Here is a 13,685-nt window from a genome sequence, read left to right as displayed (position 1 = left end):
TCACAGTCCTGCGTGGGAGGTCCTGTGAGCGATTTTCTGACCGCCGAGCGTGAGCACTGAGTTTTGCACCGCACCGGTGTTTCAGTGAAAGGACGTTGCAGCGTCTGTCGGCCGTCGCGGTCGCCTGGTCCGATCTGAGATGGTTGCATCCGTCGGCTTTCAGGGCAGAGCGGACCTCTGAATGTCCTCATGAAGCGTTGGGCGAGGGTCCGGAAATTGCCGACAAGCGACCTCCGCCGGAACACGGGTTCGGTAACGTTCCGGACAAACTTGCAGTCGCCCTCTGACCTGCATACCTGGCCAGTATGTCAAAATTCGTTTCCAATCGGCCAGCTTCGTTGACCGGTCATGTGCGAGCGTTTGATTCCTCGCGGCGGGCCAGCCCTCCTTGCTCCAGGGGAGTCATACTGACTAACCCGGCCCTGTGCTCGCCCCCCCGGTTAGCAGCGGACTGCGAGCCTCCATCACTCACTTGGAGGTAATCATGCAAAGCAACACCCCGGCTCCCCAAGAGCCCACCCTCGCCCAAAAGCAAGCCCAACTAGCCGAGAACCTGGCCAAAATCGACCGCGCCCAGGCTCGTCGCCACGCAAAGCCGCCCCACCCCCGCCCAGCAAGGCCGTCCCCCTGGAGGACCACATCCTTGAAGTCACCGACGACATCCTGCGTGTCAGCGTCGGTCTTCAGTCCTTCCTGACCTTGCTGGACCTGCAGAGCGACACCATCCCCCAGGGCATCGGCCTCCACGCCCTGCTCTTGCCGCTCAAGCAGCAACTGGACGAGAGCGCCAACCGCCTGCAGGCGCTGGTCTGACGAAGAGCGCTGCTGACCGCGCAACGGATGAGCAGCGCTGAAAAGCAAACGGCGTGAGCCAGTTGGTCTCGCGCCGTTTGCATCTTCCCGATGGTCGAGCGGTGCAAGCCGCTGATCCGCATCGAGATCCGGAGCTTCGAGGCGATATGCCATCACCTCGCAAAGCTGCGGTCCGGCACGCATTCCGGCCAGACCGCGGCGACCGGACGCTAGCCCAGCCCGGTTGCCATCGCCGGGTCCGTCACGCCATGCTGGCCAGTCTCCAGGCGACCTGCGAAGCGCCGTTCGAATCCGCTTTCGGCTTCCGTGACCGTGAAGTCGTACCAGTTGCCGCTCTCCTGCAGCGGCCAGTGGTGCTCCACCTCGGCGCCGGCCGTGATATGGAGTTGCCACGGACCGTCGCTACGATAAGCGTTGGGCGTCACCACCAGCGTCAGCGGCTTGCCGCCACCGTTGACCGCGCCCTTGCCGTCGTTGCGCGCAGACAGGTAGACACTGCCCTTGTCCAGGTCGTAGCAGACGCGGACCTCAGGGGCATCGGCCATGGCGTCCGCGGGCAGCTGGCCCTTGAACATGCGCACGAAGCCGTTAGGCCCGTAGACCGCCAGGTCATAGCGCCCGTTGTCCGTGGTGCGCGCATCCCATTCATCGTCCAGCATCTTGCCGGGCTCGACCGTGTAGCGGCGCGGAATCTGGTCCAGATGGAGCCGGTCGTAGACATGGAAGACCGCGCCCTGCTCCCCCGTATTGCTGAAGATCAGCTTCAGCTTGCCGATGGTGGGCTCGGCCAGCGCACTCGCATGGAGGACATAGGGCAGCGCGCGCGAATACTTGGTGCCAGTCTCCTGGAACAGCGACGCCGGCACGACCGGTGCCGCCGCCTTGGGTTTCGCCAGCTGCTCGGCGATCACCTGCTTGTAGTTGCTGGTATCCGGCAGCGTCGGGAACACCTGGTCATTCGGCGTCCTGAAATCGAAGACGGAAGTCAGGTCGCCGGCCACTGCGCGGTGCCACGGGCTGATCGCGGGCACCGTGATGCCGAAGCGCTGTTCCAGGAAACGCCCCATCGAGGTGTGGTCGAACACCTGCGAGTTGATCCACCCGCCGCGCGTCCACGGCGAGATCACATACATCGGCACGCGCGGGCCGAACCCGTACGGGCGCAGGCGGATGGTCTCGCCGCTGGTGGTGGTGCCGTCGAGCGCCGTATTGCCGGCGGTGTCGAAGTATTCGCCGGTGACGTCGACGGTCGACTTGCCGTGCAGGACGCCATTGGCGTCGTAGGACGGCACCGCGGCCGGCGGAATATGGTCGAAGAAGCCGTCATTCTCATCGAAGGTGATGAAGAACACGGTCTTGCTCCAGACCTCCGGGTTGGCGGTCAGCGCCGTCAGCACCGTGTTGATGAAGTCCGCGCCTTCGGTTGCGCTCGACGGGCCGCCCGGATGTTCGGACTGCGCCGGCGTCGGCAGGATCCAGCTTACGGCCGGCAGCGTGTCGTCCCGCACATGCGCGGCCAGCTGCTCGATGGTCCAGCTGCTCATGCCGTTGTCGTAGAGCGGATTGCCTGGCTGCGCTTCACGGAAGCTCTTGAAGGCGAGCCCGCCATGCAGCAGGCCGCCCCAGTTGGCATTGGGGTTCTGGTAGATGCGCCAGCTGACGCCCTTTGCCTGCAGCAGTTCCGGCAGCGTGGACCACTGGAAGGCGGAACCCTTGTAGGTGTAGCCCGGCGTGGGCAGCTTGCCGCTCACGCTGCAGCGCAGGTTGTTGACCTCCGCATCGTCAAGCGTGCAGTTGCGCCCCGCCTCGCGCATCGCGGGGTTGTAGTTGGAGCCCGACATGAAGGTGATGCGGTTCGGGTCGGTGCCGCCGGCGTGGCTGCAGTGGTAGGCGTCGCAAAGCGTGAAGGCCTCGGCCAGCGCGTACTGGAACGGAATGTCTTCACGACGGTAGTAGCCCATCGAATGGTCGTTCTTGTACTTGGCCCAGAAGCCGAAACGGCCCTGGTTCCACGCATTCTGCGCATCCATGAAGCTGTGCGGCGTGCCGGAGACGCGCAGCGCGTTGACGGTCGCGCTGTCGAGATGGAACGGCGTGATCTCGCGCGTGCCGTTCGACTCGAACCACACCGGCTTGCCTGACGGCACCGGCACCGGGAAGCGGTCGCCAAAGCCGCGCACGCCGCGCATGGCGCCGAAGTAATGGTCCAGCGCGCGGTTTTCCTGCATCAGGATCACTACGTGCTGCACGTCCTGGATCGTGCCGGTATTGACCGCAGCCGGAACGGCGAGTGCGCGGGCGATGCTGGGCGGCAGCATCGACAGAACCGAAGCAGCGGCAGCGCTTTTGACGGCGCCGGAGAGGAAGGTGCGTCGATCGATTTTGGTCATGATCGGGGGAATGGTAGGAGCGGACGATGGGGGAAGGGTCGCGGATGTGTCAGGGTGCGCAGTGCATGCCCTGCTTCGACGCTGCCGCGTCTTCGGCTGCTGCCGCCTGCATGGTTGTCTTGACGGCCTGGGGAGTGATGCTGCTGCTATCTTCGCCGCCACCGCATGCGGTGAGGGCCAGGGACAAAAGCGCCGCGAGCAGCGCGGCGCGGCCAGACCACAATGGGTTGTTCATGAGGACTCCTTATGTTCGAGGGCCAGGGGGAAGGGACTGACGCGACTCGAAGCGTAGGGGGCCGATGTGACATCCAAATGAATATTGCTCAATACAATTGTTTTTACATTTGAATTATCCTCATTTTCTGGCCGTGGAACGGCACCCCCGTCACTGACGGGAGCAAGGCTGGACGACAACTGCAGCAGGAAAATGTCAGGATGCCGGCGCGGGCCGGCTGGGGCTCAATATCGCTTGAGCGACAGGACGTCGAACGTACGCCGCAGCGTTTCGACGGAGTGGTCGTAGTCCGTCAGCGCGAGGCAGGCGATCAGCACATCGATGATCGCCAGTTGCGCCAGGCGGCTGGTCATCGCCTCGGTCCGGAAGCGGGTCTCGCGCGCCATCGTGAACAGCACGACGTCGGCGAAGGCCTGGATCGGCGACTTGCCGAAATTGGTGATGCAGATGGTGCTGGCACCGCTCTCCCGCGCCAGCCGCGTGGCCGTCACGGTTTCGTGCGTGCTGCCCGAATGCGAGATGGTCAGCGTGGCAACCCTGGGGCCCGCGAGCGATGCGCTGATGGCCTGGATATGCGAATCCACCACCGCCTTCACGTTGAGCCCGATGCGCAGCATGCGGTACTGCGCATCCTCGGCGATCGGCGCCGCGCTGCCGATGCCATAGATCTCGATGCGTTCGGCCGCCCTGAGCATGGCGACCGCGCGCTCGATCGCGGCCACGTCGAGCACGGCGCTGGTGTCATACAGCGTCTGGACGTTGCTCTGGAAGATCTTGCGCATGACCGCCGGGCAGGTGTCGCCGGGCTCGAGGTCTTCGTGGATGATCTGGACCCCCTGCACCAGTTCCTGCGCCAGCAGGATCTTCAGTTGCTGGAAGCCCGTCGCGCCCAGGCTCTTGCAGAAGCCGACCACGCTGCCCTCGCTCGCATTGGTGCGCTCGGCCACTTCGCTGACCGACATATGGATCACGGTCTGCGGATACCGGGTCACGAAATCGGCAATGCGCTGCCCGGCCGGCCCCAGCGAGTCCCGCATGCTGTGAATGCGCGCGAGCATCGCCGACGTGGTGGGCGACGGCGGCGCTGGCTCGGCGGTCTGCGCGGTCTCCGTTCTGGCCGATGACGCCTGCGACGACGATTTCCGGGCCGGCGCCGCGCCCGCGCCGCGGCGGCCCTTTACCATGGGCCCCGCCCGCTCAGGGACTGACGATACGGCGCGAAGCCCGGGTGGCAAGACGGAATCGGCATCAATCGACCTGCAAAGTGTATGGTGAATTCAGTGTTCCGGATGAAACCGGCAAGGCACGGCACGATGATAACTGTTTGCGTTGACAATACCGTTTTCCGTTGCCCCTGCCACGGAACTGGTCGCGAGCGCCCGGCCTCCAGAGGATTGCATCGACCGATTGAATCCTGAGCCCTTCATGGGTCATTCGAAGGCCGCCCCAACCGGAAGCACGTCCGCATTGCGGTGCTGCAACAGGAAATCGCCAGCCTGGGCGCTGCCATCACCACCACTACCGCGACGCGGAACCAGGCCATCCGCGAGCTCTCTTCCGGGCAGTCAATGCGGGCGGGCAGCCTGGCGATGAACTAGCGCGCCAGGCTGCGCCGCTCAGTCGCGATACGCCCGCAAGTCGACCATGCGGCCACCATCGTCCGCAATCAGGCGGAACGCGGCAGGCTGGTAGTCGGCATCGATGGCCAGCAACCCTGTGACGCAGGCAAGCAGCGTGCCGCAGGTCGTCCGGATCCATGCGTATGACACTAGCGCAACACCCGGCATTGCGGCTTCAGCATGAGCGGCGCCGCGCTCAGTGCCGCCGCCGTTTCGAATGACACGCCTTCGGCCAGGCCGGTGACCAGCAGCCCGCCGCCAGGCTGCACCTCGATCACCGCCAGGTCCGTGTAGATGCGGTCCACCACGCCAAGGCCGGTAACGGGATAGCTGCAGCGCTCCACGAGCTTGGGTTGGCCGTCGCGGGTGACATGCTCCATCATCACGAACAGCCTGGCCGCTCCCGCCACCAGGTCCATGGCGCCACCCACGGCGGGAATCGCGTCGGGCCCGCCGGTCGACCAGTTGGCCCAGGTCGCCCGTGGCGGAGACCTGGAAGCCGCCCAGCACGGTGATGTCGAGATGCCCGCCGCGCATCATCGCGAAGGACATTGCATGGTCGGAGATGGAAGCGCCCGCCAGCAACGCGACCGGCTCCTTGCTGGCATTATCGAAGATGCCTGGCGTCATCACCTGCTCTGGCGCCAGCGTGCCCAGCGGCACGATCTCATCGACCTGGACGATGGTGTGTCGGGCTGCAGTGCACATCACCGGCCCGAAGTTGCGGCCCGCATAGCGGTAGTCGAGGTTGCCCCAGCGATCCGCCCGATGCGCCTTGACCAGCGCGAAATCGCCGCGCAAGGGTTGCTCCAGCACATAACCCCTGCCATCGATCTCGCGCGTTTCCTTGCCCTCAGCCAGGGCCGTGCCATACGCGGTCGGCGTAAAGAACGGCCCCAGTCCGGCGCCGGCGGCGCGCATGCCCCGGCCGGCCGGTCTTGGTTCATTGCTGCGGAATGCCGGTGTCCTTGACCACGCGCGCCCAGCGCTCGCGCTCGCTGTTGATGAAGGTGCCGAAGTGAGCGGGCGTATCGCCGCCTGGGATACCCCCTAGCTCCGCCAGCCTTGCCTTGATGTCGGGCTCGTCCAGGATGCCGGCGACGGTCTTCTGCAGCCGGTCAATCACCTCCCGTGGCGTGCCGGCCGGCGCCACCAGGCCGAACCATGCCGTCACCTGGAAGTCGTTCACGCCAGCTTCCTTCATGGTAGGCACATCAGGCAGCTCGGGCACCCGGCTGGCGCTGGTCACCGCCAGCGCGCGCAGCTTGCCCGACCGGATATGCGGCAGCGAGCTGGGGAGATTGTCCACCATCATGGTGACCTGTCCCGCGACCAGGTCGGCCACGGCCGGTGCCGCACCCTTGTAAGGAACGTGGATGAGGTCAGTGCCAGTGCGCTTGCGGAACAGCTCGCCGGAAAGGTGGACCGACTGGCCGGTGCCCGAGGAGGCAAAGGAATACTTGCCGGGCTGCGCCTTGGCCAGCGCGACCAGTTCGGCCACGGTTCGGGCCGGCACGCTGGCATTGACGACCAGGACATTGGGTACCGACACCACCATGGTAATTGGCGCAAAGTCCTCGGCGCGGTAGGGCAGTTGCCGGTACAGGCTGTAGTTGATGGCATTGGGCCCGATATTGCCCATCATCAGGGTGTAGCCATCGGCGGCAGACTGCCTGAGCGCCTGGGCGCCAATGATGCCGCCTCCGCCGGCGCGGTTTTCCACCACCACCGGCTGGCCAAGCAACTCGCCCATGCGCTTGCCGACCAGGCGCGACGCGATATCCGTTGTACCACCCGCGGCCGCCGGCACGATCAGCCGGATCGGCTTGTCGGGATATGCCGCCAGCGCTGTGCCTGGGGCCACCACGACGGCAACGCCAACCACCCCCGCCATCCCGGTCGCCGCTAGTGCCAGCCTGGCGCGCGCCAGCCACCGCCCATCGAAAGCCTGCTTCATCGTCATCTCCTTTTACGGTCGCGCCATGTTCCTGGGATGTGGTTCCAGCGCTGCGTCAATGACGATAAATCGCCCGTCAGGGCACGTGAATTCACAATTCGCAAAAGAAGGCTTCTGCCTGACAGAACCCATGCGTACGCTGTGGCACCGCTATCGGCGGCTATCGACCTTTTCGAGAAAAATCCGGGCTGTGCATTAACTTTTCTCCGAGTTTTGACGCCGGTTTCCGGCATCAATACCGCGGTTTCCGCAGCAGCTCACGGATTTTTCCAGGCGAGCGCATGCGCACCCGATTGCAGGCGGCAATGCGCTTCACAAGCATCGTGTCGTCCCTGTTTCACGCGCCAGGCTGCGCCGCTCAGTCGCGATACGCCCACAAGTCGACCACGCGGCCACCGTCGTCCGCCATCAGGCGGAACGCGGCGGGCTGATAGTCGGTGTCGATGGCCAGCACGCCGGTGGCGCTGGCCGGCAGCGTGCCGCAGGCCGACGTGGACAGCTTGAGGCTCAGCGAATTCGGCATGACATGCGTGGCGAGCGTTCCCGATAGCTGGCATGCAGACGCGCCGGGCGCGATCTTGCCTTCTGCCGTGACGGTGAAGCTTGCGCTGGCACCCGAGGGCAGCACCGCGGTGTAAGCGCCAGCCACGTTGCCGGGCTCTACCTTCGCCGAGGGCACGGCAGCCTGGCTCAGCAGCTTGACGCTGGCCGCGGCGTCCGCGCCCGGTGCGGCGACCCAGCTGCCGTTCTTGTCGCGGCGGTAGATGGTGGTGGCCTTGTCTTCGGCATCGGCCAGGGCCAGGTAGCGGCTGCCGTCCGTGCCGGCGTAGTACTTGCCGACGGTCGGGTTGTCGGCGTCGCCCACGCTGACAACGTAGGCGCCCGGATCGAGGTCCGTGACGGACACGCTCGCGGTGGCGGGCGGCGTGGTGTTGTCGGACGCGTCGTTGCCGCCGCAACCGGCGAGCCCCAGCACGGCTGCCAGGGGGAACAGGGAAATGAGGCGTTTCATCGGGACCTGCCTCACTGGCCGAACAGTTCACCCAGGCGCAGGCGCAGCCATTGCTGGCCGGCGGGGCGCTGGTCGAAGCCGATCTGCATGGCGGTGACGGCCGTCCTGGTCTTGTAGACGACAGACTCGTCCTCGGCCTGCGCGGTGGTCGGCGTGCCGCTGCCGGCGCCGATGCCGAGCCCGTACGGCGCGGTGCCGTTGAACTTCAGCGCATAGGCGTCGAAGGTGCCATGCCGCGAGAACGCGAACGGCGTGGCGGCCGTCGGCGCGTTCGGGAAGTTGACATTCAGCGCCAGCCCCGCCGGCAGCAGCGGACCACCGTTGGTCTTGGCACGCAGCGTGTTGATGAGCTTGATGGTCAGTTGCGCCACCACGCCCGACACCGGGCTCGCCAGGCCGGCGTTGTCGACCGAGTCGGTGCCGGCGCTCAGCGCGATCGACGGAATGCCGCGCGCCGCGCCGAACTGCGCGTTGCTGACGGTGCCCGAGCTGTTGACGATGCGGCCCACGTTCTGCCCTTCGTTGGGCCCGGACAGCACCAGGTCCGGCGCCTTGCCCCAGCGCGCGGGGGCCAGCACGTCGAGCCCGTACATGGTCGCCATCACCGGCGTGCCGTGAGCGTAGTGGTAATCGCCGTTGGCATAGCCCGGCTTGGTGAAAGGCCCCACCGCCGGCTCGCCGGTGGCCGCCGCGCCGTTGTGGCAGCCGCCTTCGGCCTCGACCTGGGTCTTGTCGTTGTCGGGCACGATGACCGTGGTGCTGTACATCACGATGCCGGCGCCGCGGCCACTCTGGCCGGTGCAGGGCACGCTGACGATGACGTTGTGGCCGGCGCCCTTGAGGGCGTCGTACAGCGCCTTCAGGTTGCTGGTCAGGCCATCGTCGTTGGTCAGCAGGATGTTCAGGGCGAAGGCAGGGCTCGCCGTGGCGGCCAGCAAGGCCGCGGCGATCAGTCGGGTTTTCATGGCGGTGGTGTCGAGGCGGTTCAGGAGTGCGGGCAAAGCGCGCCCACGGTGCAGACAAGGCAATTCCGGGCAGCCCGATCAGGCTGGCTGGCGCACGCGCCGGCAGCGCCAGGTGTGGGGGGCGCGGGCCGGGCGCAGCGCCCTGTGGTGTCCGGTAGTGGACGGACGCTACGTTACCTGCGCTTCGTTACAGTTGCGTGAACAACAAAGCGGTGCCTGGCGATGAATCAGGCGTGCAAGTAAACCGCTCTACGCACAGGCATGACCTGGCTTCTGGCCGTGCGTCTCAATGAAAATCCCGGCTCCCCACCATCAACCGCCCCAGCATCGGACTTAAATCCACCAGCTCCTTGGCCACCAGGTGGCGCACGTCGCCCTGGCGCTGCCAGGTGCCGACCACGCCCAGCAGCGTGGCGCCCAGCACCTCCTTGCGCTGGCGCTCGACCAGGTCGGGCCACAGGATCAGGTTGACGGAGCCGGTCTCGTCCTCGATGGTGGCGAAGATGGTGCCGCTGGCGGTGGATGGGCGCTGGCGCACGGTGACGATGCCGCAGGCGCGCACGCGGCGGCCGTTGGCGCAGCGCGCGAGCTGGCTGGCGGTGGCAAAGCGCATCGCCGCCAGCTTGTGCCGCAGCAGCGCCAGCGGGTGCGACTTGAGCGACAGGCCCAGGCTGGCATAGTCCGCCGTCACGTCTTCGCCGAGCCGGGGCGCGGGCAGCGCCAGCGCGGCTTCGGCGGGCGGCGCTTCGTACAGCAGGTCGCGGTGCGCGGCATGCGCGGCGGCGGCGCGGGCCTGCCAGCGGGCCTGGCGGCGGTTGCCGGCCAGCGGCGCCAGTGCGTCGGCGGCGGCCAGCACGTCGATGTCGTGCCGGTCCAGGCTGGCGCGCAGTGCCAGGTCTTCGACGCTGTCGAACGGACGCTGGGCGCGCGCGGCCTCGATGCGCAGCGCGGCCGCTTCGCGCATGCCCTTGACGCGGCCCAGGCCCAGGCGCACGCGCGGATGCTGCGGCCTGGTGCGGGCCTGCGCGTCGGCGACATCGGCCTCCACCGGCTCCAGCGTGCTGTCCCAGCGGCTGATGGTGACATCCACCGGCAGCACCTGCACGCCATTGCGGCTGGCGTCCTGCACCAGTTGCGACGGTGAATAGAACCCCATCGGCTGGCTGTTCAGCAGCGCGCACAGGAAGGCGGCCGGATGATGGCACTTGAGCCAGGCGCTGATATAGACCAGCTTGGCGAAGCTGGCGGCGTGGCTCTCGGGGAAGCCATACTCGCCAAACCCCTCGATCTGCTTGCAGATCGCCAGCGCGAAGGATTCCGGGTAGCCGTTGCCGGTCAGCGCGCGCACCAGCGCATCCTGGTGCTGGCGCAGGTCGCCGCGCCGCCGCCACGCCGCCATCGACCGGCGCAGCTGGTCGGCCTGCCCCGGTGAAAAGCCAGCCGCGTCGATGGCCAGCTGCATCACCTGCTCCTGGAAGATGGGCACACCCAGCGTGCGGCCCAGCACATTCTCGATCACCTTGTTGAAATAGGCCGGCGGCTGCTGCGTGCGGCGGAAGGCCTCGCGCCGTTTCAGGTAGGGATGCACCATGCCGCCCTGGATCGGGCCGGGCCGCACGATGGCGACCTCCACCACCAGGTCGTAGTACTGGCGCGGCTGCAGCCGCGGCAGCATCGATTGCTGCGCGCGCGATTCGATCTGGAATACGCCGATGGTCTCGGCCTTGCAGATCATGTCATAGGTGTCCGGGTCTTCTTTGGGGATGTCTTCCATCCGCGTCGGCAATGCAGCGCGCGCCAGGTCCGGGTTGGGGATCATCTCCAGCGCGCGCCGGATCGCCGACAGCATGCCCAGCGCCAGCACATCGACCTTGAGCAGGCCCAGCGACTCCAGGTCGTCCTTGTCCCACTGGATCACGCTGCGGTCGGCCATGGCCGCGTTCTCGATCGGCACCAGCCGCGACAGCTTGTGCTGCGCGATCACGAAACCGCCCACATGCTGCGACAGGTGGCGCGGAAAGCCGCGCAGCTGCGCGGTCAGGCTGGCCCACTGCTGCACCGCCGGCGATTCGGGATCGAGCCCGTAGCGGGCGATCTTCTCGACAAAGCCGCGGCCGCCGTCCCACCAGGCCTGGCCCTTGACCACCTGCTCCACCACGCTGGCGTCGATGCCCAGCGCGCGGCCCACGTCGCGCAATGCGCTGCGCGAGCGGTAGGTGATCAGCGACGCCGCCAGCGCGGCGCGGTGGCGGCCGTATTTCCTGTAGATGTACTGGATCACCTCTTCGCGCCGCTGGTGCTCGAAGTCCACGTCGATATCGGGCGGCTCATCGCGCTCGCGCGACAGGAAGCGGCCGAACAGCAGGTTGGCCTGCTCGGGGCTGACCTCGGTCACATACAGGCAGAAGCACACCAGTGAATTGGCGGCCGAGCCGCGGCCCTGGCACAGGATGCCCTCCCCGCGCGCAAAGCGCACGATGTCGTGCACGGTCAGGAAGAAGGGTTCGTAATGTTTTTCTTCGATCAGCTGCAGTTCTTCTTCGAGCTGTTTCTCCCACTCCGGCTTCAGGCCGTTGGGAAAGCGCTCATGCTTGCCGCGCGTGACCTCCTTGCGCAGGTAGGAGATCGGCGTCTCGCCGGCCGGCACCAGTTCCTCGGGATATTCATAGCGCAGCATCCCCAGCGAGAAATCGCACAACTCTGCGATCTTCAGCGTCTGCGCCAGCGCCTCGCGCGGGTACAGGCGCGACAGCACCTGGCGCATGCGCAGGTGCTGCTCGGCATTGGGCGCCAGCGCCATGCCGCATTCGGCCAGCGGCTGGCCCAGCCGGATCGCGGCCAGCACATCGGACAGCGGCTTGCGCGAACGCACGTGCATGGTGACCGCGCCGGCCGCCGCCAGCGGCACGCCGGTCTGGGCCGATACCGCTTCCAGGCGCGCGCGGTGCAGCGCGTCGGCATGGCCCTGCAGCTGCTCCAGCGCAATCCAGGCACGTTCGCCGAAGACCGCGCGGCACCACTCGGCCTGCTCGCGCAGCAGTTCAGGATCGGCGCAATAGTCGGGCAGCAGCAGCGCCACGCAGCCGGGCATGCCGCGCAGGTGCGCTTCGTCGGCGGCGGGCGCGGCCAGGTCCTCGGGATGCAGCCGGTAGGTGCCCTTCTGCGCGCGCCGCCGGCCCAGCGTGATCAGCTCGCTCAGGTTGCCAAAGCCCTCGCGGTGCTGGGCGATCAGCACCAGCCGCAGCGGCGCGCGCTCCGAGCCATCGGCCGGGGTCAGGCTGAAGCGGCTGCCGATCAGCAGCGAGAAGGCATCGGCGGCGCGGGCCAGCGCCTGCAGCCGCTGGTGGCGGCTGGCGTGGGCATGGGGATCGTCAGCGCCGGCGTCAGGCTCTTCGTCATGGTCCAGCAGCGGCTCATCCACGCTCTCTTCGCCGCGTGCGGCGCTGCGCGCCACCGCGTCGTGCAGGCGCTTGCGCAGGGTCTCGATGGCATCGTGCGCGCGCGCGGTGCCGGCCACCGAGCATTCATCGGTCAGCGCCAGCCCGCTGTAGCCCAGGCCGAAGGCGCGCTCGATCAGCTCGCCCGGGTGCGAGGCGCCGGTCAGGAAGGTGAAGTTGGAGATGCAGTGCAGCTCCACGTAATCCGGCAGCGCCGGCAGCAAACCCGGCAGCGAGGCAGGCAAGGACAGCGCGCTCATGCGAACAACCCATGCAGGAACCAGCGGTACTCGCCGCCCTCGTCCTGCGCCGCATGGCCCGGACGTTCGCGAAAGATCCAGCAGCGCAGGCCGTCGGCGCGCTCGGCGATAAAGTAGTCGCGCGTGGCTAGCGCGCCGTCCCACCAGCCGGCCTCGATGCGCTCAGGGCGGCTCAGCAGCGCCAGCGGGCCGCCGTGGCAGGGCCGGTGGCGCTGCACCGGCAGCGGCAGCGGTTGCGGCAGCAGCCACAGCGGGCGCTCCGGCTGCGGGCCCGGCAGGCTGGCGGCCTTGTTGCCGCCGGGTTCGTCGACCGGGCACCAGCGGTTGGCGCGCTCGGGCCGGTGGTCGGCCAGCGGCCGCGGCTGCAGCACGTTGTCGCGGCCCAGCCGCGCCATCAGCGTATCGAGCAGGCGGCCCAGGTCTTCCGGCGTGCCGCCGGGCTCGGGGAACAGCGCATCGCTTTGCGGCACGCATGCGGCCATCGCCTCAACGCGCAGCGCCAGGCCGGTCACGGGGGCGTGGAAGTTGAGCTTGTCGAGCTTCTCGCGCAGCAGCCGCGACAGGTGCGCGGGATCGCGGCTGGGCTGGGCCAGGCCCACCGGCACCTCGGTGCCGTCGGTGTCCACGCCGCGCCGGTAGCGCTCATGCTCCAGCACCAGCACGCAGCGCGTGACGCCGGCCTGCTGCACTGCCAGCCAGCCGGCCAGCGCCAGCAGCAGGCGCTGCGCGCCGGCCAGCACGCCCTCGGCGGATTCGATGCGGCCCGGCAGGTCCATGCGCTGCGCAAACGCGGGCGGCGCCACAAACCAGACGAAGCGCGCCGGCGCCTCGCCATAGGCCTGGTCCAGCCGCGCCAGCAGCGCCGGGCCCAGCCGGCGCGTCAGGCCCGCGCGCGGCAGGCGCCGCACCTCGCCCAGGGTGCGGCAGCCGATGCCGTCCAGCCAGGCCGGATCGGCCAGCGTGTGCAGCGCCTCCACCGGCAGGCGGTCCAGCAGCC

12 protein-coding genes and 1 pseudogene are annotated in these 13,685 nt (G+C 67.6%); 2 read left to right on the top strand and 11 right to left on the bottom strand.

Annotation, left to right across the window (positions count from 1 at the left end):
- The first annotated feature begins 627 nt into the window (after window positions 1-627).
- Window positions 628-813 (top strand): DUF1484 family protein, encoded by a 186-nt coding sequence (locus AC3WLF_RS00065; RefSeq protein WP_412459387.1) that lies wholly within the window; start codon window positions 628-630, stop codon window positions 811-813.
- A gap of 209 nt (window positions 814-1,022) precedes the next feature.
- On the opposite strand, the gene AC3WLF_RS00060 is transcribed toward AC3WLF_RS00065, so the two are convergent.
- From AC3WLF_RS00060 to AC3WLF_RS00050, 3 genes are all read right to left on the bottom strand, one after another.
- Window positions 1,023-3,203, bottom strand: coding sequence for a phosphocholine-specific phospholipase C (locus AC3WLF_RS00060; RefSeq protein WP_492357619.1), 2,181 nt, complete (start codon window positions 3,201-3,203; stop codon window positions 1,023-1,025).
- Window positions 3,204-3,252: 49 nt separating this feature from the next.
- Window positions 3,253-3,438, bottom strand: a complete 186-nt coding sequence (locus AC3WLF_RS00055) for a hypothetical protein (protein ID WP_492318591.1) — start codon at window positions 3,436-3,438, stop codon at window positions 3,253-3,255.
- Between the two features lie 224 nt (window positions 3,439-3,662).
- A complete protein-coding gene (locus AC3WLF_RS00050) occupies window positions 3,663-4,475 on the bottom strand; it encodes a MurR/RpiR family transcriptional regulator (RefSeq protein ID WP_492357618.1) in 813 nt (270 codons plus the stop codon).
- A 7-nt stretch (window positions 4,476-4,482) separates the two neighbouring features.
- On the opposite strand from AC3WLF_RS00050, the gene AC3WLF_RS00045 reads away from it, so the two are divergent.
- A complete protein-coding gene (locus AC3WLF_RS00045) occupies window positions 4,483-4,713 on the top strand; it encodes a hypothetical protein (RefSeq protein WP_492353340.1) in 231 nt (76 codons plus the stop codon).
- A 341-nt stretch (window positions 4,714-5,054) separates the two neighbouring features.
- On the opposite strand, the gene AC3WLF_RS00040 is transcribed toward AC3WLF_RS00045, so the two are convergent.
- The 8 genes and pseudogenes from AC3WLF_RS00040 to AC3WLF_RS00005 form a co-directional block, all read right to left on the bottom strand.
- The gene (locus AC3WLF_RS00040; RefSeq protein ID WP_492353341.1) at window positions 5,055-5,207 is read right to left on the bottom strand and encodes a hypothetical protein; all 153 of its coding nucleotides are present in this window, start codon (window positions 5,205-5,207) and stop codon (window positions 5,055-5,057) included.
- Window positions 5,207-5,581, bottom strand: a complete 375-nt coding sequence (locus AC3WLF_RS00035; protein WP_492357806.1) for a CoA-transferase — start codon at window positions 5,579-5,581, stop codon at window positions 5,207-5,209. Before AC3WLF_RS00035 ends, AC3WLF_RS00040 begins: the two co-directional genes overlap by 1 nt.
- Window positions 5,582-5,597: 16 nt before the next feature.
- Window positions 5,598-5,978 (bottom strand): annotated as a pseudogene (locus tag AC3WLF_RS00030) (3-oxoacid CoA-transferase subunit A); the annotation flags it as partial.
- A gap of 22 nt (window positions 5,979-6,000) precedes the next feature.
- Window positions 6,001-7,020: a tripartite tricarboxylate transporter substrate binding protein gene (locus tag AC3WLF_RS00025; protein WP_492318596.1), complete on the bottom strand. Its 1,020-nt coding sequence runs from the start codon at window positions 7,018-7,020 to the stop codon at window positions 6,001-6,003.
- 352 nt (window positions 7,021-7,372) lie between these two features.
- The gene (locus AC3WLF_RS00020; RefSeq protein ID WP_492357617.1) at window positions 7,373-8,026 is read right to left on the bottom strand and encodes a hypothetical protein; all 654 of its coding nucleotides are present in this window, start codon (window positions 8,024-8,026) and stop codon (window positions 7,373-7,375) included.
- 11 nt (window positions 8,027-8,037) lie between these two features.
- The gene (locus AC3WLF_RS00015) at window positions 8,038-8,991 is read right to left on the bottom strand and encodes a 5'/3'-nucleotidase SurE (protein ID WP_492318598.1); all 954 of its coding nucleotides are present in this window, start codon (window positions 8,989-8,991) and stop codon (window positions 8,038-8,040) included.
- Between the two features lie 286 nt (window positions 8,992-9,277).
- A complete protein-coding gene (locus AC3WLF_RS00010; protein ID WP_492357616.1) occupies window positions 9,278-12,688 on the bottom strand; it encodes an error-prone DNA polymerase in 3,411 nt (1,136 codons plus the stop codon).
- On the bottom strand, window positions 12,685-13,685 hold a 1,001-nt coding region (locus AC3WLF_RS00005), incomplete at its 5' end, for a Y-family DNA polymerase (RefSeq protein ID WP_492357615.1). The genes AC3WLF_RS00010 and AC3WLF_RS00005, both read right to left, overlap by 4 nt.

Source organism: Cupriavidus sp. FW306-01-F10A, assembly GCF_058782785.1.
Note: the sequence above shows the minus strand (reverse complement) of the source record. Positions and strands in the feature narration are given on the sequence as shown.

Coding starts and splice junctions, on each gene's coding strand:
- AC3WLF_RS00015 (WP_492318598.1), bottom strand. CDS start 8,991: ATGAAAACCCGACTGATCGCCGCGGCCTTGCTGGCCGCCACGGCGAGC.
- AC3WLF_RS00060 (WP_492357619.1), bottom strand. CDS start 3,203: ATGACCAAAATCGATCGACGCACCTTCCTCTCCGGCGCCGTCAAAAGC.
- AC3WLF_RS00020 (WP_492357617.1), bottom strand. CDS start 8,026: ATGAAACGCCTCATTTCCCTGTTCCCCCTGGCAGCCGTGCTGGGGCTC.
- AC3WLF_RS00055 (WP_492318591.1), bottom strand. CDS start 3,438: ATGAACAACCCATTGTGGTCTGGCCGCGCCGCGCTGCTCGCGGCGCTT.
- AC3WLF_RS00050 (WP_492357618.1), bottom strand. CDS start 4,475: ATGCGGGACTCGCTGGGGCCGGCCGGGCAGCGCATTGCCGATTTCGTG.
- AC3WLF_RS00025 (WP_492318596.1), bottom strand. CDS start 7,020: ATGACGATGAAGCAGGCTTTCGATGGGCGGTGGCTGGCGCGCGCCAGG.
- AC3WLF_RS00045 (WP_492353340.1), top strand. CDS start 4,483: ATGCGCGCGAGCATCGCCGACGTGGTGGGCGACGGCGGCGCTGGCTCG.
- AC3WLF_RS00010 (WP_492357616.1), bottom strand. CDS start 12,688: ATGAGCGCGCTGTCCTTGCCTGCCTCGCTGCCGGGTTTGCTGCCGGCG.